20 protein-coding genes are annotated in these 24,123 nt (G+C 71.5%); 12 read left to right on the top strand and 8 right to left on the bottom strand.

Translation table 11 applies throughout. The features are described from left to right. Window positions 1-23: 23 nt before the first annotated feature. Window positions 24-227: a DUF3046 domain-containing protein gene (locus J2S58_RS05730; protein WP_205258469.1), complete on the bottom strand. Its 204-nt coding sequence runs from the start codon at window positions 225-227 to the stop codon at window positions 24-26. A 294-nt stretch (window positions 228-521) separates the two neighbouring features. Here J2S58_RS05730 and recA point away from each other — a divergent pair, with 294 nt between their 5' ends. The 3 genes from recA (at window position 522) to rny (ending at window position 4,665) form a co-directional block, all read left to right on the top strand. Further along, complete coding sequence (gene recA / locus J2S58_RS05725) at window positions 522-1,562, top strand: recombinase RecA (RefSeq protein WP_344470578.1); 1,041 nt, start codon at window positions 522-524, stop codon at window positions 1,560-1,562. 5 nt (window positions 1,563-1,567) lie between these two features. Continuing rightward, a complete protein-coding gene (locus J2S58_RS05720) occupies window positions 1,568-2,434 on the top strand; it encodes a regulatory protein RecX (protein WP_205258428.1) in 867 nt (288 codons plus the stop codon). A gap of 368 nt (window positions 2,435-2,802) precedes the next feature. Then, window positions 2,803-4,665 carry a ribonuclease Y gene (rny, locus tag J2S58_RS05715; protein WP_205258429.1) on the top strand — a complete coding sequence of 621 codons (1,863 nt, stop codon included), beginning with the start codon at window positions 2,803-2,805 and terminating at the stop codon, window positions 4,663-4,665. A 341-nt stretch (window positions 4,666-5,006) separates the two neighbouring features. On the opposite strand, the gene J2S58_RS05710 is transcribed toward rny, so the two are convergent. The 4 genes from J2S58_RS05710 to J2S58_RS05695 all read right to left on the bottom strand — a co-directional run bounded on the left by J2S58_RS05710 (window position 5,007) and on the right by J2S58_RS05695 (window position 8,593). Then, a complete protein-coding gene (locus J2S58_RS05710; RefSeq protein ID WP_205258430.1) occupies window positions 5,007-5,915 on the bottom strand; it encodes an amino acid ABC transporter permease in 909 nt (302 codons plus the stop codon). Then, a complete protein-coding gene (locus tag J2S58_RS05705; RefSeq protein ID WP_205258431.1) occupies window positions 5,912-6,613 on the bottom strand; it encodes an amino acid ABC transporter permease in 702 nt (233 codons plus the stop codon). The genes J2S58_RS05710 and J2S58_RS05705 overlap by 4 nt, the downstream gene beginning before the upstream one ends. A gap of 152 nt (window positions 6,614-6,765) precedes the next feature. After that, window positions 6,766-7,752 (bottom strand): glutamate ABC transporter substrate-binding protein, encoded by a 987-nt coding sequence (locus J2S58_RS05700; RefSeq protein WP_205258432.1) that lies wholly within the window; start codon window positions 7,750-7,752, stop codon window positions 6,766-6,768. 112 nt (window positions 7,753-7,864) lie between these two features. Next, the gene (locus J2S58_RS05695) at window positions 7,865-8,593 is read right to left on the bottom strand and encodes an amino acid ABC transporter ATP-binding protein (RefSeq protein WP_205258470.1); all 729 of its coding nucleotides are present in this window, start codon (window positions 8,591-8,593) and stop codon (window positions 7,865-7,867) included. 346 nt (window positions 8,594-8,939) lie between these two features. On the opposite strand from J2S58_RS05695, the gene miaB reads away from it, so the two are divergent. Beyond that, window positions 8,940-10,427: a tRNA (N6-isopentenyl adenosine(37)-C2)-methylthiotransferase MiaB gene (gene miaB / locus J2S58_RS05690; RefSeq protein WP_205258471.1), complete on the top strand. Its 1,488-nt coding sequence runs from the start codon at window positions 8,940-8,942 to the stop codon at window positions 10,425-10,427. 126 nt (window positions 10,428-10,553) lie between these two features. Here miaB and J2S58_RS05685 read toward each other — a convergent pair whose 3' ends face one another. Next, on the bottom strand, window positions 10,554-11,873 hold the full coding sequence (locus J2S58_RS05685) for a DUF349 domain-containing protein (protein WP_205258472.1): 1,320 nt from the start codon (window positions 11,871-11,873) through the stop codon (window positions 10,554-10,556). Window positions 11,874-12,935: 1,062 nt separating this feature from the next. Here J2S58_RS05685 and miaA point away from each other — a divergent pair. From miaA to tatA, 4 genes are all read left to right on the top strand, one after another. Further along, window positions 12,936-13,874, top strand: a complete 939-nt coding sequence (gene miaA, locus J2S58_RS05680) for a tRNA (adenosine(37)-N6)-dimethylallyltransferase MiaA (RefSeq protein ID WP_205258433.1) — start codon at window positions 12,936-12,938, stop codon at window positions 13,872-13,874. After that, window positions 13,871-14,698 (top strand): diaminopimelate epimerase, encoded by an 828-nt coding sequence (gene dapF / locus J2S58_RS05675; protein ID WP_205258434.1) that lies wholly within the window; start codon window positions 13,871-13,873, stop codon window positions 14,696-14,698. Before miaA ends, dapF begins: the two co-directional genes overlap by 4 nt. 163 nt (window positions 14,699-14,861) lie before the next feature. Continuing rightward, window positions 14,862-16,331, top strand: a complete 1,470-nt coding sequence (hflX, locus tag J2S58_RS05670) for a GTPase HflX (RefSeq protein ID WP_205258473.1) — start codon at window positions 14,862-14,864, stop codon at window positions 16,329-16,331. Between the two features lie 169 nt (window positions 16,332-16,500). Continuing rightward, window positions 16,501-16,878: a Sec-independent protein translocase subunit TatA gene (tatA, locus tag J2S58_RS05665; RefSeq protein WP_205258435.1), complete on the top strand. Its 378-nt coding sequence runs from the start codon at window positions 16,501-16,503 to the stop codon at window positions 16,876-16,878. 108 nt (window positions 16,879-16,986) lie between these two features. Here tatA and lexA read toward each other — a convergent pair whose 3' ends face one another. Then, the gene (gene lexA / locus J2S58_RS05660) at window positions 16,987-17,607 is read right to left on the bottom strand and encodes a transcriptional repressor LexA (RefSeq protein WP_205258474.1); all 621 of its coding nucleotides are present in this window, start codon (window positions 17,605-17,607) and stop codon (window positions 16,987-16,989) included. Between the two features lie 539 nt (window positions 17,608-18,146). On the opposite strand from lexA, the gene J2S58_RS05655 reads away from it, so the two are divergent. The 3 genes from J2S58_RS05655 to J2S58_RS05645 all read left to right on the top strand — a co-directional run bounded on the left by J2S58_RS05655 (window position 18,147) and on the right by J2S58_RS05645 (window position 22,735). Further along, a complete protein-coding gene (locus tag J2S58_RS05655; protein WP_205258436.1) occupies window positions 18,147-18,776 on the top strand; it encodes a LysM peptidoglycan-binding domain-containing protein in 630 nt (209 codons plus the stop codon). Window positions 18,777-19,051: 275 nt separating this feature from the next. Continuing rightward, on the top strand, window positions 19,052-19,549 hold the full coding sequence (gene nrdR, locus J2S58_RS05650; protein WP_205258437.1) for a transcriptional regulator NrdR: 498 nt from the start codon (window positions 19,052-19,054) through the stop codon (window positions 19,547-19,549). A 207-nt stretch (window positions 19,550-19,756) separates the two neighbouring features. Continuing rightward, window positions 19,757-22,735, top strand: coding sequence for a vitamin B12-dependent ribonucleotide reductase (locus J2S58_RS05645; protein ID WP_205258438.1), 2,979 nt, complete (start codon window positions 19,757-19,759; stop codon window positions 22,733-22,735). Between the two features lie 97 nt (window positions 22,736-22,832). On the opposite strand, the gene J2S58_RS05640 is transcribed toward J2S58_RS05645, so the two are convergent. Beyond that, on the bottom strand, window positions 22,833-23,273 hold the full coding sequence (locus J2S58_RS05640; RefSeq protein WP_205258439.1) for a VOC family protein: 441 nt from the start codon (window positions 23,271-23,273) through the stop codon (window positions 22,833-22,835). 125 nt (window positions 23,274-23,398) lie between these two features. Here J2S58_RS05640 and J2S58_RS05635 point away from each other — a divergent pair, with 125 nt between their 5' ends. Next, the gene (locus J2S58_RS05635; protein WP_205258440.1) at window positions 23,399-24,028 is read left to right on the top strand and encodes an alpha-ketoglutarate-dependent dioxygenase AlkB; all 630 of its coding nucleotides are present in this window, start codon (window positions 23,399-23,401) and stop codon (window positions 24,026-24,028) included. Window positions 24,029-24,123 lie beyond the last annotated feature (95 nt).

Raw genomic sequence — 24,123 nt, 5'->3', positions numbered from 1 at the left:
CCCGATCCGACCCGGACGCCCGGTCAGTCGGGCAGGCCGTACCGCAGGGTGTCCGGGACGTCGAACGAGTCGCACACCGCGAACCAGACCGTCCGTGGGTTCTCGCCCTGATGCAGCGCCTGGTCGGCGGTGCGTCCCTCCAGGGCGCTGAAGACATGGTCGTGAGCGACGCTGGCGGCGCGGTGGGGGCCGAAATGCTCCCGCATCAGCCCGCGGAACTCGGTCATTCGCACGCGGCCACGATACGGGCGCCGACCGGTGCCCCGGTCCGCCGGTCGGCCTGCACGAGCCGGTCCGTGCTCGCCGGCCTCACCGCCCCCGGCCCGGCGCTGCGACACGCCGGGCGGGTCTCGCGGGTCGAACACCTGTACGTCTAGGGTTGTCCACAGGCAGCGATCCATCCACAGCACGGTCGTGGCGGGGGCGACTGTCGGTGGTCCGTCCTACGGTCGGACTCGACACAAGCACATCGCATACCGGTGGACGATTCCACCGGAAACCCGAGGAAAGGCGCGGGCCAGATCATGTCAGCACCGGATCGCGAGAAGGCACTGGGCATCGCCCTGGCCCAGATCGAGAAGCAGTTCGGCAAGGGTTCGGTGATGCGCCTCGGTGACGAGGGCCGCGCACCGATCGAGGTCATCCCCACGGGCTCCATCGCCCTGGACGTGGCCCTGGGGATCGGTGGTCTCCCGCGGGGGCGCATCGTCGAGATCTACGGTCCGGAGTCCTCCGGCAAGACGACGGTCACCCTGCACGCGGTGGCCAGCGTCCAGGCGGCGGGCGGTATCGCGGCGTTCATCGACGCCGAGCACGCGCTGGACCCGGAGTACGCCAAGCATCTCGGGGTCGACACCGACGCCCTGCTGGTGTCCCAGCCGGACACGGGTGAGCAGGCCCTGGAGATCGCGGACATGCTGATCCGCTCCGGTGCCATCGACCTGGTCGTCGTCGACTCCGTCGCCGCCCTGGTGCCGCGCGCCGAGATCGAGGGCGAGATGGGCGACAGCCACGTCGGCCTGCAGGCCCGGTTGATGTCCCAGGCACTGCGGAAGATCGCCGGCGCACTGAGCAACACCAACACCACGATGATCTTCATCAATCAGCTGCGCGAGAAGATCGGCGTCATGTTCGGTTCGCCGGAGACGACGACCGGTGGCAAGGCGCTCAAGTTCTACGCCTCCGTCCGTCTGGACATCCGACGCATCGAGGCCTTGAAGGACGGCACCGACATCATCGGTAACCGCACCAGGGTCAAGGTCGTCAAGAACAAGGTCGCTCCGCCGTTCAAGCAGGCCGAGTTCGACATCATCTACGGCAAGGGCATCTCGCGAGAGGGCTCGTTGATCGACGTCGGCGTCGAGCAGGGTCTGATCCGCAAGGCCGGCGCCTGGTACACGTACGACGGCGAGCAGCTCGGCCAGGGCAAGGAGAACGTGCGGACGTTCCTGCAGAGCAACCCCGACATCTGCGAGGAGCTCGACAAGCGCATCAAGGAGAAGCTGGGTGTGGGTGCCCAGGTCGACAAGGACGTGCCGGTCCCGGCTCCCGTCGACTTCTGATCCGCGTGTCCACCTCCGACGATCCGGTCGCCGGCGGCGGACCGGCACCGGCCGGCTCGGCCGGTGCCGGTGCCGGGCCGTCGGGGGACACCAAGACATTTCCGGCGAAGGGTCCGGTCGGTGGGGAGACCCCCGTCGACCGGGCCGAAGTGGTCGCTCGACTCGCCCAGGAGATCGCTGCGACCGCCCGTTCCCGTTCCACCGCGGGTGACGACGCGGACGAGGACGAGCCGGATTCCGCTGACCCACGGCGGCCGCGGGGCCGGGACGGTGGGCGCCGCTCCCGTCGCGGCGCCGATTCCTCGGCCCCCGGGCACCCGGAGGACGACCCCGGTGATCCGGCGGTCCTGGCGAAGGCCATCTGCCTGCGCCTGCTGGCCATCTCCGCGCGGCCGAGGGCCGGGCTCAAGCAGTCCCTCACCCGCAAGGGCATCCCCGACGAGGTCGCGGAGACGGTGCTGGACCGGCTCACCACCGTGGGCCTGATCGACGACGAGGCCTACGCGGCTGCGTTCGTCCGCACCAAACATCGGGACCGGGCACTGGGTCGCGCCGGGCTGGGCCAGGAGCTGCGGCGCAAGGGTGTCGACCCGGAACTGGTGTCCGCGGCCGTCGCCGAGATCGACCCCACCGCCGAGCGCATCCGCGCCCGTGCCCTGGTCGATCGTCGCCTCGCCGCGGCCATGGCTGCCGGACCGCTGGCGGCCCGACGGCGTCTGGCCGGTCTGCTGGCCCGGCGTGGTTATGCCCCGGCGGTGGCCTACGAAGTCGTCGGTCAGGCGGTGGACGCCTATGTCCGCGAGATGCCGGCCGATGCGGGGGAGACCGCGGAATGGTCCGAGTCCGACGATCCGTTCGGTGACGCCGACTGATCCCGTGCGACCCTGTCGGAGCTCGGGGCACCCGGGTGGGGCGCCGTCGATGGTTGCTCCGCTCACTCCGAGCGTCCGGTGAATCCGATCGGGCTGCTCGCTCGGTACGGCCGTCGCTCGCTCGGCTTGACCCTTGCGGAGGTCCTCCCTAACCTCGGTGTCACAGGAGAATCACGATTCGCGCACGGTCACCGGCCAGCGCGACCTATATCGGCAGCGTTGCCGCGTCAGGCCCGTCACATCAGGGCCCGTACCGGGGCACCCCTCTGCAGGGTGCCGTCGAGGTCGCACGCCCAGTCCACGCGTCCGCTGACGGCTCCTGCCGCCTGCTCGGGCGGGTCGACGAGGGGGGTCCGATGCCAGCGGTGATGACCGGACTTCTCGTCGTGGTCCTCGTGGCTGTTCTTGTTCTGCTCATGGTGATCGTGCGGCGGCGCCCCGCGCCTGCCCCGGCCTTCGACGAGGCAGCCCTGCGGCGGCTGCTGGCGGACGCAGTCCAACCCACCGACCGCCCCGAGTCCAAGACATCGACGGACCGGTCTGTCGAGGACGGCGCCCGAGTGGCTGCGGCCGTCACGCAGGCCGCGGAGAGTGACGAACGAGAACGGGCTGCGGCCGTGGCCGACACCGCCCGGATGCGGGCCGAGGCAGCGGCTGCCGTCGAGGCGGCCCAGCAGGAACGACGCCGGGCCCGGGAGGAAGCCGATCGGGCCCGAGCCTCGGCCAGTGCCGACGCCCAGCGCCTCGTGGCCCAGGCCGGGTCCGAGGTGCAGACCCTGCGCAGTGGACTCGAGGACGAACGCCGCCGCCTGCGCGATCAGATCGCCGGCGAGCTGGAGCAGGACCGGCGTGACCTCGAGCGCACCGAACGGCGACTGCAGGACGCCACCGATGCGTTGGCCGAGGCCCAGCGGTCCGCGCTGCACGAGCAGGAGCGGGTCGGGGCGGACCGACGGGCCCTGGACACCGTGCGTGCCGAGCTGGACCAGCGGATGCGGGTGCTCAGCCAGGAGAACGAGGACCTGCAGGCCAAGTGGAACGCCCTGGACCAGCGGGCTCGCGACCTCGACCAGGCCGCCGCGGCCCAGGAGACCGAGCTCACCCGGGTGTCCGGGCTGACCGTGGAGGACGCCCGCGCCGAGCTGCTCGCCCGGCAGGAGCACGTGGTCCGGCGGGACATGGCCCTGATGACCCGCCGCATCGAGCGGGAGGCGGAGGCCGACGCCAAGCAGAAGGCCCGGGTCATCGTCGCCGACGCCATCCAGCGGGTGGCCAGCGACCAGACCGCGCAGACGGTGGTCTCCGTGCTGCACCTGCCCAACGACGAGGTCAAGGGCCGGATCATCGGGCGCGAGGGCCGCAACATCCGGGCCTTCGAGACGGTCACCGGGGTCAACGTCATCATCGACGACACCCCTGAGGCCGTCCTGCTGTCCTGCTTCGACCCGGTGCGGCGGGAGATCGGACGCATCACCCTGCAGATGCTGATCGACGACGGGCGCATTCACCCGCACCGCATCGAGGAGGCCTACGAGCGGGCCCGCGACGAGGTCGACGTGTTGTGCCGGCGCGCCGCCGAGGACGCGGTGCTGGCCGTCGACCTCGACGACCTGCACCCCGAGCTGATGTACCTGGTCGGCCGGCTGAAGTACCGGACGTCCTACGGTCAGAACGTGCTCGGCCATCTGGTCGAGACCGCGCACATCGCCCGCGGGCTGGCCCAGGAGCTGGGCATCGACCCGACCGTCGTCACCCGCGGTGCCTTCCTGCACGACATCGGCAAGGCCCTGACCCACGAGGCCCAGGGGTCCCACGCCCTCGTCGGGGCCGAGCTCGCCCGCAAGTACGGCGAGTCCGACGACGTGGCCCACTGCATCGAGGCCCACCACGACGAGGTCGCCCCGGCCACCGTCGAGGCCGTCCTCACGCAGGCAGCGGACTCCTGCTCCGGCGGCCGCCCCGGCGCGCGTCGGGAGAGCCTGGAGAACTACGTCCAGCGACTCGAGCGCATCGAGGCCATCGCCAACGCCAAGAAGGGCGTCGAGAAGGTCTTCGCCATGCAGGCCGGCCGCGAACTCCGGGTGATGGTCAAGCCCGACGTGGTCGACGACCTGGAGGCGCACATCCTGGCCCGGGAGGTGGCCAAGCAGATCGAGGAGGAGCTGACCTACCCCGGTCAGGTCCGGGTCACCGTCATCCGCGAGTCCCGGGCCACCGAGATCGCCCGCTGAGGCCCGGTTCCCACCGCCACCGCCAGCGGTGCTGCCGAGGCGCTGGTCGGTCGTCCCACCCGACCAGGAAGCGCCGCGGGACACCCCATCAGCGACAGTCCGCGAAGGGGCCGGCCACCCGGTGCCGGCCGGCGCGTCCCCGTGCCCGGCCCGCAGTGCCGGGTTCCGGTGGTCCGGCAGGTCCGTCGTCGAGACGGGGCGGTCGTCGTGTGCACGACGCCCTGACGGTGTGACTCCCGCGGCTCGGGCCGGAGACGCGGGAACGGCGGCCGGCTGATGCCGACCGCCGTTCCTCCGCTCTGCACCCGGGCCCGGCTCACCGGGCCGCACGGCATTCGCTGTCAGGTGGCGCGGTCGTCGGGCACCAGAGCGGCGGGAACCCCTGCCTCGCCCACCCCGGTGATCGGTTCGAGCCCGGCCGTACCGCCGCCCCGCCGCACCCGCATGCGCTTCTCCACGTACCCGGCGCCGAACCCGAGCAGCAGATTCAACGCGATGTAGATGGCGGCGACCACCACGTAGACGGCCAGGAAATTGCCGTACACGCTCGCCGCGGTGCCGGCCGCCCGACGCAGCTCGGCAAAGCTGAGCAGGATGCCGCCGAGCGCGGTGTCCTTGACGATGACCACCAGCTGGCTGATCACCGCGGGGAGCATGACGGTCAGCGCCTGGGGGAGCAGGATCTGCGTCATCACCTGGGTCTTGCGCATGCCGATGGCGACGGCAGCCTCGGTCTGGCCCTTGGGCAGCGACAGGATGCCGGCCCGGAACACCTCGGCCAGCACCGATCCGTTGTAGAGGACCAGGGCGGTGACCACCGCGACCAACGGTCGGGCCCCGGAGGACACCCCGGTGTACAGGGCGTAGAACGCGGCCGCGAAGACCATCAGGATCAGCACCGGGATGGCCCGGAAGAACTCGACGACGATCCCGGCGACCCAGCGCAGCCACGCGTGGTCCGAGAGCCGGGCGACCCCGAGCAGGGCGCCGACCGGGATGGAGATGATCACCGAGAGGGCGGCTGCCTTCAGGGTCTCCAGCAGACCGGGCAGCAGGTACGTCGTCCACATCTGCGCGGTGAGGAACGGTTCCCACTTCTGCGCCGTCAGCTGGTTCTTACCGTTCAGGGTGTCGTAGATCCACCAGAGCCCGGCCAGCAGCAGCAGCGCGACGACGACCGACAGCACGGCGTTGCGTCGACGGGCCTTGGGGCCCGGGTGGTCGTACAGGACGGAGAGTCGATCGCTCATCGCTTGACCGCCATCTTCTTCGCCAGGGCGCCGAGCAGCAGGCCGGTGGGCAGGGTGAGCACGATAAAGCCGAGGGCCACGACCAGGAAGATCGCGGTGATCTGGTCGGGGTTGAACTCGATGCCGGTCACGATGATCACCGACGCCTCGGCGACCCCGATGGCCGACGCGATGGTGGTGTTCTTGATCAGGGCGATGAGCACGGAGGCGAGCGGCGCGATGACCGCCCGGAACGCCTGCGGCAGGATGATCAGCCCGAGCACCTGGGTGAAGCGGAGCCCGATGGCCCGGGCGGCCTCGGCCTGCCCCGGCGGCACCGTGTTGATGCCGGAACGGATCGCCTCGGCGACGAAGGTCGCCGTGTAGAGGATGAACCCGATGACCGCGAGGCGGAAGTTCGTGGTGTCCAGGTACCCCTGCGGGTTGACCCCCGGGGTCCGTTCGGCGACCCGCAGACCCAGCTGCGAGAAGAGCACGAAGTACATCATGATGATCACGACGGTGAGCGGGATGTTCCGCACGATGTTGACGTACACCGTGGCGAACCCCCGGAGCACCGGAACCGGTGAGACCCGCATGGCCGCGAGCACCGTCCCGAGGACGAGCGCGCCGATGGCGGAGAAGAAGGTCAGCTGGATGGTCATCCAGAACGCGCCGAGGATGTCGTAGCGCGGGTCGGACAGGAAGCTGAAGTCCACGGGCTCTCCTTGTGGATCCGGGGGCGGATTCCGGGTGCCCGATCACCGGGGCGCGGCCGTCGGGCCGCGCAGGGGGGGATGGGTGGACCGGGGTTCGGTTCTGCACCGGAACGACCGTGGCCCCCGGATGCCGGGGGCCACGGCCGGGTGGATCAGCTGCCGGGGGTCGGCGGGGTCGGGATGGTGTAGCCCGACGGCCCGACGGTCGACTCCAGGGCCGCGGCCCAGGAGCCATCGTCGATCATGGCCTGGATCGCGTCGTTGATCGCCGTGGTGCCGGCGTCGTCGCCCTTGGCCAGGCCGATGCCGTAGTTCTCGTCCGAGAACCCGCTGCCGACGAGCTTGAGCTCACCGGGGTACTGGGCGGCGTACCCGGCGAGGATCACGTCGTCGGTGGTGACGGCGTCGACCACACCGGTGCGCAGGGCCTCCACGCACTCGGTGTAGGTGCCGAACTCCTGCAGGGCGACGGTCGCGGAGTAGTTGTCCTTGACCTTCTGCGCCGGGGTGGAGCCGGTGACCGAGCACAGGATCTTGCCGTCGAGGGAGTCCGGGCCGGTGATGTCGGCGTTGTCCGCCTTGACCAGCAGGTCCTGGTGGGCCACGAAGTACGGCCCGGCGAAGTTCACCTTCTCCTTGCGGGCGTCGGTGATCGAGTACGTGGCGACGATGTAGTCGACCTCGCCGCGGTCGATCAGGTTCTCACGCTCGGCGGACTTCGACTCCTTGAACTCGATCCCGCTCTCCGGCACGCCCAGCTTCTCCGCGACGTACTTGGCGACCTCGACGTCGAACCCGGAGAAGCTGCCGTCCGGGTTCTTCAGGCCGAGCCCGGGCTGGTCGTACTTGATGCCGACGATGAGCGAGCCGCCCTCGGCCTTGGTCAGCAGGGCCGAGTCGCCGGCTGCGGCGGAGCCGGTGGCCGAACCACCGGCCGAGCCGGTGGCGGAGGAGGCGGCCGAACTCGCGGCGGAGGTCGCGGAGCTCACGGCCGAGCCGGCGGCGGAGGTGGCCGAGCCCGCGGCGGCGGTGCCGGAGGCGATGACGCCGCCGGCCGATCCACTGTTCCCGCCACAGGCGGAGAGCAGCAGGGCGAGGGCGGCGACGCCGGCGAGGCCGGCCTTGGTGCGGTACTTCATGGGGTACTTCCTCTCGGTCCTCTCCCGGACGGGGATCTCCCGGACGGGGATGGATCTTCTTGCCGTGCAACGGCGGGGAGTGCCCCGCCGACGATCGTGGGGAGGGCCTCGGTCAGTGGGCGAGGATCTTGCTGAGGAAGTCCTGCGCCCGCGGGGACGACGCGTGGGTGAAGAACTCCTCCGGCGGGGCGTCCTCGACGATCTGGCCGTCGGCCATGAACAGCACCCGGTCGCCGGCCTTGCGGGCGAATCCCATCTCGTGGGTGACGACGACCATGGTCATCCCCTCCCGGGCCAGCGAGGTCATCACGTCCAGGACCTCGTTGACCATCTCCGGGTCCAGGGCGCTGGTCGGTTCGTCGAAGAGCATCACCTTGGGCTTCATGGCCAGGGCCCGCGCGATCGCGACGCGCTGCTGCTGGCCGCCGGAGAGCTGGGCGGGGAGCTTGTCGCGCTGGGAGGCGATGCCGACCCGTTCCAGCAGGGACATGCCCAGCTTCTCGGCCTCGCCCTTGTTCATCTTCCGGACCTTGATCGGCCCCAGGGTAACGTTCTCCAGGATCGTCTTGTGGGCGAACAGGTTGAACGACTGGAAGACCATCCCGACGTCGGCGCGGAGCTGCGCGAGCCCCTTGCCCTCGGCGGGGAGCTCCGTCCCGTCGATGCGGATCGATCCGGAGTCGATGGGTTCGAGCCGGTTGATCGTCCGGCACAGCGTGGACTTGCCCGACCCGGACGGTCCGATGACGATGACCACCTGGCCGGCCGGCACCTCGAGGTTGACGTCCTTGAGGACGTGCAGCTCACCGAAGTGCTTCTGCACGTCCGTCATCGCGATCATGGTCCCGGTGGACTGCTGGGGTGCTGCGGTCACACGTCCTCCTGCCCATTTCCGGCCGGTCGGCCGGGACACCGACCCTGTCACAGGCGAGCCGCCCCGGGGTCCTTCTCCGGGCAGCAGTAATCGAACCTTTACGAGAAGATGACACACCCGGGTGTAGGGCGCCCCGAAGATGGACGGCGGATGCGGCCCCCGTGCGGCAGGATCTCCGGGCCGCCACCGTCCCGGACGTACCCTGTTGCCCGTGACTTCCGTGCCGCTGCTGCCCGCCCCGCAGGCTCTCCCGGCCCCGCCGGCCGCCTCGCCCGCCACCGCCGTGAACGTCCCCGCCGTACCCGACCACGGGATGCCGGCCCGGACGTACCAGGTGCGGACGTACGGCTGCCAGATGAACGTGCACGACTCGGAGCGGCTGGCCGGCCTGCTGGAGCAGGCGGGCTACGTCCCGGCGGATGCCGCCACCGGAGATCCGGCCGACGTGGTCGTGCTGAACACCTGCGCGGTGCGGGAGAACGCGGACAACAAGTTGTACGGCAACCTCGGGCACCTCGCCCCGGTCAAGGCCGACCGGCCGGGCATGCAGATCGCGGTGGGCGGGTGCCTGGCCCAGAAGGACCGCAGCGAGATCCTCCGGCGGGCCCCGTGGGTCGACGTCGTGTTCGGCACGCACAACGTCGGGTCGCTGCCGACCCTGCTCGAGCGGGCCCGGCACAACGAGCAGGCGCAGGTCGAGATCCTGGACGCCCTCGAGGTGTTCCCGTCCTCGCTGCCGGCCAAGCGCGACTCGGCCTACTCGGCGTGGGTGTCTATCTCGGTGGGCTGCAACAACACCTGCACGTTCTGCATCGTGCCCTCGCTGCGCGGCCGGGAGAACGACCGCCGGCCCGGCGACATCCTGGCCGAGGTCGGGATGCTGGTCGACGACGGCGTCCTCGAGGTCACCCTGCTCGGCCAGAACGTGAACTCCTACGGCGTCGAGTTCGGGGACCGCACCGCGTTCGGCTCGCTGCTCCGCGCCTGCGGGCGGATCGACGGCCTGGAACGCGTGCGGTTCACCTCCCCGCACCCCAAGGACTTCACCTCCGACGTCATCGCCGCGATGGCCGAGACCCCGAACGTGTGCCACCAGCTGCACATGCCGCTGCAGTCCGGGTCCGACCGGGTGCTGAAGGCGATGCGCCGCTCCTACCGCAGTGCCCGTTACCTCGGGATCCTCGACGAGGTCCGGGCGGCCATGCCGGACGCGGCCATCACCACCGACATCATCGTGGGCTTCCCGGGGGAGACCGAGGAGGACTTCCAGGCCACCCTGGACGTGGCCCGGACCTCCGCGTTCGCCGCCGCGTTCACCTTCCAGTACTCCCCGCGGCCGGGTACCCCGGCGGCGAGCCTGCCCGACCAGGTGCCGCCCGAGGTGGTCAAGGACCGGTACCTGCGCCTGATGGAGGTCGTCGACGGCTCGGCGCTGGCCGGCAACCGTTCCGTCGTCGGACGCGAGGTCGAGGTGCTGGTCGCGGCGGGGGAGGGTCGGAAGGACACGGCGACCCGACGCCTGTCCGGCCGGGCCCGGGACGGACGGCTCGTCCACTTCGCGCCCACCGGACCCGCCGTCGACCGGGCCGTCCGACCGGGGGACGTGGTGCGCACGGTGGCCACCTACGCCGCCCCGCACCACCTGGTCGCGGACGGCGACCTGACCCACCACCGCCGCACCCTCGCCGGCGACCGGGCCGAGGCCGGGGTCACCCCGCGGACGCCCGGGGTCGGACTGGGGCTGCCGTCGATGGGCCGGCCGGCCCCCGCCGCCGTGCCAGTGTCCGCCTGCGGCGCCTGACCTCCCGGGTAGCGCGGACCCTGGGCGCGACCGACCCTGGGCACGACGGAGCCCGGCACGACCAGAGCCCTTCCCGGGTGACCCGGGAGGAGCTCTGTGGTCGTGCGTGCGGTCCGGCCGGGACGGTCAGTCGACGGCCTTGCGGGCCGCCTCCAGCCACTCCTGCCACTGTGCGGCCTGGGCGTCGGCCTCCTTGGCCTTGCGCTCGTTGCCGGCGGCCCGGGCCTTGGCCGCCTGCTCCTGGTAGCCGGTGACGCGGGACTCGAACTGCTGCAGCCGCGCCGTGGTCTCCGGGTCGGTCTTGCGCCAGTGCTTGTCCTCGGCGGCCTTCACGGCCTCCTCCACGGCGCGCAGTCGCCCGTCGAACTCCCGGATCCGCTCGCGCGGCACCTTGCCGGCGGCCTCCCACCGTTCCTGCAGGTTGCGCAGGGCTGCCTTCGCCTTGTCCAGACCCGCGGCGGGGTCGATGGCCTCGGCCTCGACCAGCAGCTTCTCCTTGATCGCGGCATTGCCCTCGAACTCGGCGTCGCGCGCGGCGAAGGTCTCATTGCGGCGGGAGAAGAACTTCTCCTGGGCCGCGCGGAACCGGGCCCACAGGGCGTCCTCGACGTCGCGGGGGGCGCGTCCGGCGGCCTTCCACTCGATCATCAGATCCCGGTAGCCCTGGGCGGTGTCACCCCACTCGGTGCCGTCGGACAGCGCCTCGGCCCGCGCGATCAACGCCTCCTTGGCGTCCTTAGCCGCGGTGCGCTGCTTGTCCAGCTCGGCGAAGTGCGACCCGCGGTGCCGGGTGAAGGTGTCCCGCGCCTTGGCGAACCGCTTCCAGAGAGCGTCGTCGGTCTTGCGGTCGATCCCGCGGATCGCCCGCCACTCCTCGACGATCTCCTTGAGTCGGTCGCCGGTGGTCTTCCACTGGGTCGACTCCGCGAGGCCCTCGGCCTCGGCGCACAGCGCCTCCTTGGCCTTCACCGCCTCCGCGCGGGCAGCGGTCCGGGCCTGTGCGGCGATGGCCATCGCCCCGTCGGCCCCGGTGATGATGGTCTCGAGCCGCGCCGCGTACCCGTCGAGATCGCCGATGGCGGACAGGGTGTCGATGGAGTCCCGCAACGTGGACGCCTGCTGCTTGGCCGCCTTGGGGTCGCCCGAGCCGGACACCAGACGGGCCTCGAGCAGGGCCACCTCGGTGGCGAAGTTGTCGAAGCGCCGGCCGAAGTGGGCCAGTCCGGCCTCGGCGTCCCCGGCCTGCCAGCTCCCCACCTGCCGCTCACCGGCCGCGGTGCGGACGTAGACGACCCCCTCGTCGTCGATGCGGCCCCACTGGTGCGGGTCGACGGGTTCCACGATCGGCTCGACGGTCGGGGTGGCCGGAGCGGTGGACGGTCGCGGTCCGGGACGGCGCGGTCCCTTGCCGCCCGGGCGGCCGGCCGCACCGCGCTGACCGGGCATGCGGGGCCCGGTCGGCTGATCGCGACGGCCGCCCGGCCCGCCCGACGGGGCGACCGGGGCTCCGGGGACCGGGGGGGAGACCTGATCGTCGGTGGTCGCCTCGCGGGGGGTCACGGGCGCGGTGTCCGGGGCGTCGTGCTCGGGGGCGGCGAGCGCCGGCTCCTCACCGGCCGGCACCGACGGCACCGGCGCGGCGGGCACGGAGACGGCTTCCGCCCCGTCGGACCGCTCGACGGTGGTCGGATCCCCGCCGGCGCGCCCGGCGTCCGCCTGCCCCGCCTCGCGCCGTTCCGCCTCGGTCGGTTCCGGGTGGACGGCCGGGCCGGTGGTGGTGGCGTTCTCGGCACTGAAGGTGGTGTCCGGGTCGTGGTCCGGCTCGATGCCGGTGGTGCTGCTCGACCGGTCGGGGGCTTCCGGGGCGGGGTGGTCCGTGCCGGGCGCATCGGAGTCCGTGGCTCCGGCGGCGTCCTCGCTGTCTCCGGCCGCCGGCGCCGTGTCGGTCAGGCCCGGGTGCGGTGTGATCACGTCGGCCGGGGCCTGCGAGAGGACGTACTCGTCGCGCGGGTCGTCGGTGGGAATGCCGTCCTGGGCGGCCTGGCGCACGTCCGCCTCCGGGTCGGCGTCCTGGCCGGAACGGGGGGCGGGGGTGGTGTCCTCGGTCATCGGTACGGGCCTTTCCACTGCTCGACGGGGGTGTCGGGACGACACCCGGGCGCCCGTGGACGCCCCCTGCTCAGAGCTGACCCCTGGTCAGCGAACCCTCAGTGTGCCCGGCCGGGCCCGGCGAGGCGAGAGCGGGATGCGCTCCGGCCCACGTGTCCCGCCCACCGGCGCCGCGGCTACGCGCACCCCGGCGGTACCGTCGGGCGGCTCCGACCGTGCCGCGCCGGTACCGGCTCGGCGATCGGCAACAGCTCGGGGAGGTGGACGTCGGGTGATCCGACCTCTGGTGGCCCGCCCGGGCGTGCCGACGCTGCCCGGTCCAGCGCCCGCTCCGCGCGTCCGGCTCCACGACGGGCAGCCGTTCGCCCTGCGGTCCCACCCGGGCGGGGGGACCACCCGATGACCATCCCGCCACCCCTGGTCGTGGTGACCGGACCGACCGGCGTCGGAAAGTCGGAGCTGGGTCTGCGGCTCGCCGAGCACCTGGGCGGGGAGGTGATCAACGCCGACTCCATGCAGCTGTACCGCGGCATGGACATCGGGACGGCGAAACTCACCGTCAGCGAGCGCCGCGGGATCCCGCACCACCTCCTCGACGTGCTCGACGTCCGGGAGACGGCCACCGTCGCGGCCTACCAGCGGGACACCCGGACCGCGGTCGAGGGCATCCGGGCGGCCGGACGGGTGCCGATCCTCGTCGGGGGCTCCGGCCTCTACATCCAGGCGGTGGTCGACGAGATCGAGTTCCCCGGCACCGATCCACAGGTGCGGGCGCGCCTCGAGGCCGAGCTGACGGAGCTCGGTGCGGCCGTCCTGTTCGCCCGCCTGGAACGGGTCGACCCGGCGGCCGCCGAGGTCATCGAGAGCGCCAACGGTCGGCGCATCGTCCGGGCGCTGGAGGTCAACGAGGTGACGGGGGGCCCGTTCCGGGCCACCCTGCGGCCGGGCCCGCCGCGGTACGACGCCGTCCTGCTGCGGTTGGACCGGGACACCACCGTGCTGGACGCGGCACTGGAGCGGCGGGTGCGGGGGATGGTGGCCGACGGCTGGCTCGAGGAGGTCAGGACGCTGGCCGCGGCCGGGCTGCGGGAGGGTTTCACCGCCCGGCGTGCCCTGGGCTATCCGCAGCTGCTCGCCGTGCTGGACGGGCGCGCCGATCTGGATGCGGCCATCACCGAGACGGTGGTGGCGACGCGGCGCTTCGTCCGTCGGCAGCGGTCCTGGCTGCGGCGTGACCTGCGCATGATCGATCTCGACGTGGACGAGCCGGGGCTGGTCGACCGGGCGTTGCGCGAGGTCCGCGCGGCCGGGTCGACGCTGGGTACGGTGGTCCGGTGACGGATGCCGCCGACCCCGCCGGGCCGCCCTCCGGGTTGCCGTTCGTCAAGGGGCACGGGACCGAAAACGATTTCGTCCTCGTTCCCGACCGCGAGGGTCTCCTCGATCTCACCCCGGACCAGGTCCGGGCCCTGTGCGACCGCCGCGCCGGCATCGGTGCCGACGGGGTGATCCGCGTCGCCCCCGGGACGCTCGCCCCGTTCTTCATGGACTACCGCAATGCCGACGGGTCGCTCGCCGAGATGTGCGGCAACGGAGCCCGCGTCTTCACGCGCTTCCTGGTGGACGCCGGGTGGACCGGACCCGGCCCCGTCACGTTCGAGACGCGGGCCGGTCTGCGGACCGCCGAGGTCGGACCGGACGGCGACGTCACCGTCGGGATGGGTCCGGCGGTCCTCGGGGCGGCGTCGGCCGCTGTCGTCGGCGGGGTCCGCTACCCGGGTGTGGCGGTCGACGTGGGAAATCCGCACCTGGTCTGCCGGCTGGACGGTGGCCTCGCCGAGCTCGCCGCCCTGGATCTGACCCGGGCGCCCGGGGTGGACGCGGAGCTCTTCCCGGCGGGCGTCAACGTCGAGTTCGTGGTGCCGCTGGCCCCGGATCGTGTCCGCATGCGGGTGCACGAGCGGGGCAGCGGGGAGACCCGGTCGTGCGGCACGGGCACCGTCGCCGTCGCGACGGTCGCCCTGGGCTGGGCCGGCCGGAGCGTCGGATCGGTGCACGTCCTGGTGCCCGGGGGAGCGGTCCGCGTCGACCGCACCGGCCAGGACAGCAGCCTGACCGGTCCGGCCGTTCTGGTCGCCACCGGGCACTGGACGGGAACCTGAGGCGTCCGCCCTCAGCGCAAGGGCGAGAAAACCCTGTGATCCGACGGCCGTTCGGTGGCACCCTGGACGGCATATGAGCACACAGAACACATCGCCGATGCCCGCTGCCGACCTCGAGCCGGCCGTCGATCCCCGCGCGTCGTCCGCCGTGGTCCTGGACGGAATGTCGGACATCGACCTGGACGGGCCTGCCGCCGGGCGGGAATCCGTCGTCACCGACCGGGTCGATCCCACCGTTCTGGACGGGGCCGATCGGGTGTCGGGCGGGAGCCAGGACCTGGCCGACCGGGCCGCCCTGCGGCGGGTGGCCAGTCTGTCCACCCAGCTCACCGACATCACCGAGGTCGAGTACCGCGATCTGCTCCTCGAGCAGGTCGTCCTGGTCGGAGTCTGGTCCGGCGGCACCCTGACCGATGCCCAGGCGTCGATGACCGAGCTCGCCCGCCTGGCCGAGACGGCCGGTTCCGTCGTGCTGGACGCGCTCATGCAGCGGCGTCAGCACCCCGATTCCAGCACCTACATCGGCTCCGGCAAGGTCGCCGAGCTCAAGGAGGTCGTGGAGGCCACCGGTGCCGACACGGTCATCTGCGACGGCGAACTCACCCCCGGCCAGCTGCGCAACCTGGAGGAGAAGCTCCGGGTCAAGGTGGTCGACCGCACCGCGCTGATCCTGGACATCTTCGCCCAGCACGCCCGCTCCAAGGAGGGCAAGGCGCAGGTCGAACTGGCCCAGCTCAACTACCTGGTGCCCCGCCTGCGTGGATGGGGCATCGCCCTGTCCCGGCAGCGTGGTGGTCGGGTGGCCGCCGGCGCCGGCATCGGCTCGCGAGGCCCGGGCGAGACCAAGCTGGAGATCGACCGCCGGCGCATCTACAAGCGCATCGCCCAGTTGCGCGTCGAGCTCGGCGGGATGCGCAAGGTCCGGGACACCAAGCGGTCCCAGCGACGGGACAACGCCGTGCCGGCCGTGGCCATCGCCGGCTACACCAACGCCGGCAAGTCCTCGCTGCTCAATCGCCTGACCGATGCTGGGGTGCTGGTCGAGGACGCCCTGTTCGCCACCCTGGATCCGACCACGCGCAAGGCGCGGACGACCGACGGGCGGCTGTACACGCTGACCGACACCGTCGGCTTCGTCCGGCACCTGCCCCACCAGCTGGTCGAGTCCTTCCGGTCGACCCTGGAGGAGATCGGCGACGCCGATCTGCTGATCCACGTGGTCGACGGCTCGGACGCCAGTCCTCAGGACCAGGTGACCGCGGTGCGCCAGGTGCTGGCCGAGATCGAGGCGTCGACCGTCCCGGAGATCATCGTGGTGAACAAGATCGACGCGGCCGACCCGGTGACCCTGGCCCATCTGCGGCATCTGTTCACCGGTGCGGTGTTCGTCTCCGCGCATACCGGGGAGGGCATGGAGGAGCTGCGGTCGGTCATCGCCCGGCACCTTCCGGACCCGGCCGTCGAGGTCGACGTGCTGCTGCCGTACACCGAGGGGGCGTTGGTGTCCCGGGTGCACGCCGAGGGCACCGTCCTCGAGGAGGAGCACGAGGGGGCGGGCACCCGGTTGCGAGCCCGGGTGAACGGCAACCTGGCCGGTCTGCTCGAGGGCTACCGGGTCGCCCCGGCCGGCTGATCGACCGTCGATCGGCGACCGGACCGCGACCCCCGGGTGGACGAACAGGGGTCGCACGGGGGTGCGGGGTATCGTGGGCACCGATTGCCTGCGTGTTCGCTCCACGGCACGCATCGTCCGACGACATCGACCGTCGCCTGCCTCGGCAGCGCTTCGCAGGAGGTTTGACATGGGTGGCTTGTCCTGGTGGCACTGGCTGATCGTGCTGGCCGTTTTCATCCTGTTGTTCGGCGCCAAGAAGCTGCCCGATGCCGCCCGCGGCGTCGGCCGGTCGCTGCGCATCCTCAAGTCCGAGGTGTCGGCGATGCACGAGGACGACGCGGCCAAGGGCAAGGTGGCCAAGCCGGCCGAGACGGACGCCAGTGCGTCCCTCCCGACCCCGGCCGCCCAGCTCAACCCGGTGCCCGCCCCGCTGCCGCCGGTCGCCGCGCCGGCTTACCAGCAGGCGGCGCCGGCCTACCAGCCCGCGCAGGCGGCCCCCGCCTACCAGCCGCAGCCGGCGCCGGTCTACCAGCCGGCCCCGACGGAGGAGCACCGCGCCTCCTGATCCCTCGGATCCAGCACACGAAAGCCCGGACCCCCTCAGGGAGTCCGGGCTTTCGTGTCGGTGCCCGATGCGTTGCCGGTGGCTGACGGCAGCGGTCGGTCACCGAGCTCAGATCTTGCGGAGCACGGTGACCACACGGCCGAGGATCACGGCCTCGTCACCGGGGATGGGCTCGTAGGCGGCGTTGTGCGGCATGAGCCAGATGTGGCCGTCCTTGCGGCGGTAGGTCTTGACCGTCGCCTCGCCGTCGATCATCGCGGCCACGATGTCGCCGTTCTCCGCCACCGGCTGCTGACGGACCACCACCCAGTCGCCGTCGGTGATGGCCGCGTCGATCATCGAGTCGCCCACCACGCGGAGCAGGAACAGGGTGCCCTCGCCGACGAGCTCGCGGGGGAGGGGGAAGACGTCCTCGACATGCTGTTCCGCGAGGATCGGGCCGCCGGCGGCGATCCGCCCGACCAGCGGGACGAAGGCCGGGGTGGGCATCGTGGGACCCGTGTCCGTCGTGCCGTCGTCGAACGTCTCGTCGGACGGTCGGATGTCCACGGCCCGGGGGCGGTTCGGGTCCTTGCGCAACAGCCCCCGACGCTCGAGGACCTTGAGCTGGTGGGCCACCGAGGACGGCGACTTCAGGCCGACGGCCTCGCCGATCTCGCGGACGCTCGGCGGGTAACCCCGCTCGGCCACCGATTCCCGGATCACCTGCAGCACCTTGCGCTGGCGCATGGTGAGCACCCCGGGTGCGGCCGGGACCTCCGGGAACTCGACCACGGTGGCGTCGGTGCCCGGGGTGGGTGCGCCGGTCCCGGTGGGGGAGTCGGTCGCCTGGTCGGGTCGGGTGTCCGGGGCCGATCCGGTGGGTGGGCGTTGCGTTGCCACTGACGTGACCTCCCTGTCGTGCGGGGCTGATGCGGGACCGGTCGCCGGCCCCGTCCGTCCCGGAGATGTCAGGAGCCTAGGTCACGATTCATACAAGCGTTCGATCGACACGCCGCGATCCCTTTCGACTGTCGGGGGTGCCGTGTAGAACTCGTGGTGACGTTCGATAGAACGTGCGTTCGACTCCGCGGAGTCGGCCGGTGTCGGTCCGGGACCAGGTGTCCGGGACCGCCGCACGGCCGCTGCGGTCGGTGTCGGACGCCGAGCGGCCCCACGGGGTCGTGATGGGAACGAGGTGTGCGATGGGTACCCAGACGTGTGCGCTCCCTGCCCGGACTGCCGGGCGACGTGCCGACCGTGGAGTCGACGACCGGACCGCCGGCCGGGTGGCCGGGCCCCGCCCGGTGGCCGTCTTCCCCCGGGCGGCGGAGTGGGACAGCTCGGCCGGCTCCGACCGCGCGCTGCTGCAGGCCTGGGGTCTGGCGGAGCGACCGACGGGCACGGGTGGTCTCTCCGGGCCGGTCGGCTCCGCGCGACCGGGTTCGTCGAACGCCCCGTCGATCTCGCGGCAGGCCGCGAGGATCACCGGCGGGTCGCGCACCGCGGCAGGTGCCGCGGCGGCCCGCCGACGGCAGCGTCGCACGGCGCGGCGCGGCCCGGTCACCGGAGTGCTGCCTTCCCGGCCGGTCCGGCGGCTGGTGGTGGCCTGTGCGCCGCCCGCCGTCCGTTCGGTCGTCCGGGGTTACGTGATGGGTCGGGCGGCCCGCCTGGCGATGACGTTCACCGTCTCGGTGTCGGCTCTGCTGCTGGCGCTCACGCTGGCGTCCGCCCCCGCGGCCGGCGGCGTCACCCAGGTCACTGTGACCCCCGGCGATTCGCTGTGGTCCATCGCGCAGGACAGCGATCCCGGCCGGGATCCCCGGGCGGTGGTGGAGGACATCCGTCGGATGAATTCCCTCACCGAGGGTGTCCTGCCGGTCGGCGTCATGCTGACGGTCCCCGTTTCCGCAGGGTGATCTCCGCTCGCCGGGGTGTGTCTTCCTCACCCTCGGTGAGCGATGTCCGATGGGTACGCCGGCGCGGGTGAATGTCGGGGCGACACGCCGGGTCGTCTTGCTTCCCGTGGGGTGGGCATCTACCGTCAACCCCAACATGTGGGACTGACACCGGTGTAAGATATCAACAGGTTGTGCCACCGTCACCGGTTGGTTGTCCACAGGAGACAGCGGTTGTCCACCGGCTGTCCCGTGGTGATCCACATGTCGACACCGGGAGAGAGGGAGGCGCAGCGATGAAGTGCCCCTTCTGTCGTCATCCCGATTCCCGGGTGATCGATTCCCGCGAGATCGAGGACGGGCAGGCGATCCGCCGCCGCCGGTCATGCCCGCAGTGCACCCGGCGGTTCAGCACCGTCGAGGAGTCAGTGTTGTCCGTGGTGAAGCGCAGCGGTGTCACCGAACCCTTCAGTCGGTCCAAGGTGGTGCTGGGCGTACGCCGCGCCTGCCAGGGGCGGCCCGTGGACGAGGACGCACTGGCCCTGCTCGCTCAGCAGGTCGAGGAGACCGTCCGGGCCTCCGGTCAGGCCGAGGTGCCCAGCCAGGAGGTCGGGCTGGCCATCCTGGGCCCGTTGCGGGTGCTGGACGAGGTGGCCTATCTCCGCTTCGCGTCGGTGTACCGCTCCTTCGACTCGGCGGCCGACTTCGCGGCCGAGATCGAGGCGATGCGGGCCGACGCGGATCGGGCGGAAGCTCCGCCGGGGGAGCACGGACCGCCCCTCCCGGTCGGCTGACCCACCCCTCCCGCCCCGTCGATCCCCGCGTCGACACCCGGACCAGCAGTTCACCGGCGACACCGGCGTCGCCCCGTTCCACCGCCCCCACGGCCGACCGACTCCACGCCACATCACCGAGCCACACCACCACGCGTCACGACCATCGCGCCTGAGCTCCACGCGGCGTACCACCAGACCTCGCACCACCAGGGGAAGGACCCACCCATGACCGAAACCGTCGACACCGCTCCGTCGTCCAACGGCGGCAGTCGCCGTCGCAAGGGCGCCACCGAGGCGTCCCGCGGTCTGCACCTCGAGCGCGTCTTCACCACGGCGGGTGTGCACCCCTACGACGAGGTGAGCTGGGAACGTCGTGACGTGGTCATGACGAACTGGCGCGACGGGACGGTCAACTTCGAGCAGCGCGGCGTGGAGTTCCCGTCGACCTGGTCGGTCAACGCCACCAACATCGTCACCAGCAAGTACTTCCGCGGCGCCGTGGGTAGTCCGACCCGCGAGAGCAGCCTGCGGCAGATCATCGACCGGGTGGTGGGTACGTACACGCGGGCCGGCGACGTGCACGGCTACTTCACGGCCGACACCGACCGCGAGGTGTTCGAGCACGAGCTGACCTGGATGCTGCTGCACCAGGTGTTCTCCTTCAACTCCCCGGTGTGGTTCAACGTCGGAACCCAGTCGCCGCAGCAGGTCTCGGCCTGCTTCATCCTGTCCGTGGACGACACCATGGACTCGATCCTGAACTGGTACCGCGAGGAGGGGCTGATCTTCAAGGGCGGCTCGGGCGCCGGGCTGAACCTGTCCCGCATCCGGTCCTCCAAGGAGCTGCTGTCCTCCGGTGGTACCGCCTCCGGCCCGGTGTCCTTCATGCGCGGCGCCGACGCCTCCGCCGGCACCATCAAGTCCGGCGGCGCCACCCGTCGCGCGGCCAAGATGGTCGTGCTCGACGTGGACCACCCGGACATCGCCGAGTTCGTCGAGACCAAGGCCCGCGAGGAGCACAAGGTCCGCGCCCTGCGCGACGCCGGCTTCGACATGGACCTGGGCGGCGAGGACATCGTCTCCGTCCAGTACCAGAACGCGAACAACTCCGTCCGCGTCTCCGACGAGTTCATGCGGGCCGTCGAGGCCACCACCGACGAGGGTGCGGCGTTCGGCCTCCGGGGCCGGCAGAACGGTGAGGTCGTCGAGACCGTCGACGCCCGCGAGCTGTTCGACAAGATCACCACCGCCGCGTGGGAGTGCGCCGATCCGGGTATCCAGTACGACGACACGATCAACGACTGGCACACCTGCCCCGAGTCGGGCCGGATCAACGCCTCCAACCCGTGCAGCGAGTACATGCACCTGGACAACTCGTCGTGCAACCTGGCGTCGCTCAACCTGCTGAAGTTCCTTTCCCCGGAGGGCGTCTTCGACGCGCCGCAGTTCGCCAAGGCGGTCGAGTTCGTCATCACCGCGATGGACATCTCGATCTGCTTCGCCGATTTCCCGACCGAGCCGATCGCCAAGACCACCCGTGACTTCCGGCAGCTGGGCATCGGGTACGCCAACCTGGGTGCGCTGCTCATGGCCACCGGTCACGCCTACGACAGCGCCGGCGGACGCTCGCTGGCCGCGGCCATCACCTCGCTGATGAACGGCGTCGCCTACCGGCGTTCCGCCGAGCTCGCCGGGGTGGTCGGACCCTACGAGGGCTACGCGCGCAATGCCGACGCGCACAAGCGGGTCATCCGCAAGCACGCCGCCGCCAACGACCAGATCCGGTCCATGGGCAGCAACGACTCCGCCACCCTGAAGCTGGCCACCAGTGTCTGGGCGCAGACCATCGCGCTCGGCGAGCAGCACGGGTACCGCAACGCGCAGGCCTCGGTCCTCGCGCCCACCGGCACCATCGGCCTGATGATGGACTGCGACACCACCGGTGTGGAGCCCGATCTCGCGCTGGTCAAGTTCAAGAAGCTGGTCGGCGGCGGCTCCATGCAGATCGTCAACCAGACCGTGCCGCGCGCGCTGAAGTCGTTGGGCTACCAGGGTGAGCAGGTCGAGGCCATCGTCGAGTTCATCGCCGAGAACGGGCACGTCATCGACGCCCCCGGGCTGCGTCGCGAGCACTACGAGGTCTTCGACTGCGCCATGGGCGCCCGGTCGATCGCGCCCATGGGTCACGTCCGGATGATGGCCGCGGTCCAGCCGTTCATCTCCGGGGCGATCTCCAAGACCGTCAACATGCCGGAGGACGCCACCGTCGCCGATGTCGCCGAGATCTACACCCAGGGGTGGAAGTACGGCCTGAAGGCTCTGGCCATCTACCGCGACAACTGCAAGGTCGGCCAGCCGCTGTCGGCGTCGAACAAGAACCACGGTGTGTCCTCGGCCGACCAGTCCGGGGCCGCTGCCGCGGCGCCGGTCGCCGCTGCCACGCCGGTCGTGACCGGTCCGGTGCGTCGTCGCTTGCCGAAGAAGCGCCCGTCGCAGACGGTCTCGTTCACCGTGGGCGGGGCCGAGGGCTACCTGACCACCGGTTCCTACCCGGACGACGGCCTGGGTGAGGTCTTCATCAAGCTCGGCAAGCAGGGTTCGACCCTGGCCGGCGTGATGGACGCGTTCTCGATCGCGGTCTCGGTGGGCCTGCAGTACGGGATCCCGCTGGAGTCCTACGTCGCGAAGTTCACCAACCTGCGCTTCGAGCCCGCCGGCATGACCGACGACCCGGACGTGCGGATCGCGACCTCGGTGATGGACTACCTGTTCCGTCGTATCGCGCTCGACTACCTGCCCACCGACAGCCGTGCCGAGCTGGGCATCTTCTCCGCGGAGGAGCGTTCGGCCCAGGTGTCCAACACCTACGGCTCCGGGACGACGTCCGACGTGCTCGAGGAGATGCGTTCCTCGGTGGACGCCACCCCGGTGGTGCGGCCCGCGGTCGAAACGGGTGGAGTCGCCGACCACGGTGCGCAGCCGGGCGCGGCTGCCGGCTCGGTGAACGACCCGGGGGTGGCGCCCAAGTCCGCCTCCACCGTGGCCGCCCCGCTGGGCCGGGCCGGTTCCTCCACCGAGTTGTTGGAGCTGGTCATCGGCAAGTCCGCCGACGCCCCGCTCTGCTTCACCTGCGGCACGAAGATGCGCCCCTCCGGCGCGTGCTACGTCTGCGAGGGTTGCGGCTCGACCTCCGGTTGCAGCTGATCCGATGACCATCGCTGCCCCGACTCCCGCTCAGCGGGGTCGGGGCAGTGGTGTCTGGGGGCCTGACCTCCCGTTGGCCGTAGCCCTCGGTCTCCGATCAGTTCCCACCCAGGTCGGGCACGGTGAGCGAGCCGTCCTCCGCCAGCGGGAACCCGGGGTTCCAGGCGATCTCCCACCCGTGGCCCTCGGGGTCGAGGAAGTAGCCGGCGTACCCGCCGTAGAACGTCTCGGCGGGCGGGCGCGTGACGGTGCCACCGGCGGCCTCGGCGGCCGCCAGGACCGCGTCCACCTCGGCGGGGGAGCGGACGTTCTGGGCCAGGGCGATACCGCCGAAGCCGCCACGGTCCGTGTCGTCCGGGTCGTACCCGGCGTCGGCGGCGAGGTCCGGGCGTCCCCAGAGCACCAGGGCCATCCCGCCCAGCTGGAAGAACACGGTCCGCTGCACCTCCTGACCGGACCAGCCCAGGGCTGAGTAGAACCGGCGCGCCCGGTCGAGGTCGCGAACGCCGAGGGTGACGAGGCTCAGTCGTTGATCCATGGGACGACGCTAGATCGGCCCGGCCGGCGCAGCACCCCGGAGGTGGAGTGAGCGTGGTGTCCACAGTGTGGAGAATTGCTGGGGACAACTCGAACAGGTGTTCGAGGATGGGCTAGCCTCGGCCCATGCAGATCGCGGCGCAACCCTCGATGTTCGACCTGGATCTCCTCCCGGAGGTGACCCCGCCCGCGGGTCGGATCCGGCGCCTCCCGTTGACGGACGGAGCGTGGGTCGACGTTCTCCCCGGCTGGTTGACGGGATCTGACGCAGTGCTCGACCACTTGATGACGGCGGTGCCCTGGCGCGCCGAGCGTCGGCAGATGTACGACCGGGAGGTCGCGGTCCCGCGGATGTTGGCCTGGTACGGCCCCCAGGACGAGCTGCCGCATCCGGTGCTCGACGACGCGCGCGAGCTGTTGTCCGCCCACTACGCCCGCGAGTTGGGGGAGCCGTTCGTCACGGCGGGGCTCTGCCTGTACCGCGACGGCTCCGACAGCGTCGCCTGGCACGGCGACCGGATCGGGCGCGGTGCCGCGGCCGACACCATGGTCGCCATCGTCTCGGTGGGGTCGGACCGCGTACTGCACCTGCGGCCGCGGAACGGCGGACCTGCCCGGCGTTTCGCGCAGGGGCACGGCGATCTGGTGGTGATGGGCGGCTCCTGCCAGCGCACCTGGGACCACGCGATCCCCAAGACGACGCGGCCGGTCGGTCCGCGGGTCAGCGTGCAGTTCCGGCCGGCCGGCGTGGCCTGATCCGATGCCGCCGCCCGGCTCCGGAGCGTGGTGGCCTCAGCGCGACCCGGGCGGCTGCTCGTCCCGGCGGACCTTCCGGCGCGCGAGCGCGTCGA

Source organism: Nakamurella flavida, assembly GCF_030811475.1.
In the GTDB taxonomy this organism is placed as follows: Bacteria; Actinomycetota; Actinomycetes; order Mycobacteriales; family Nakamurellaceae; genus Nakamurella; species Nakamurella flavida.
Note: the sequence above shows the minus strand (reverse complement) of the source record. Positions and strands in the feature narration are given on the sequence as shown.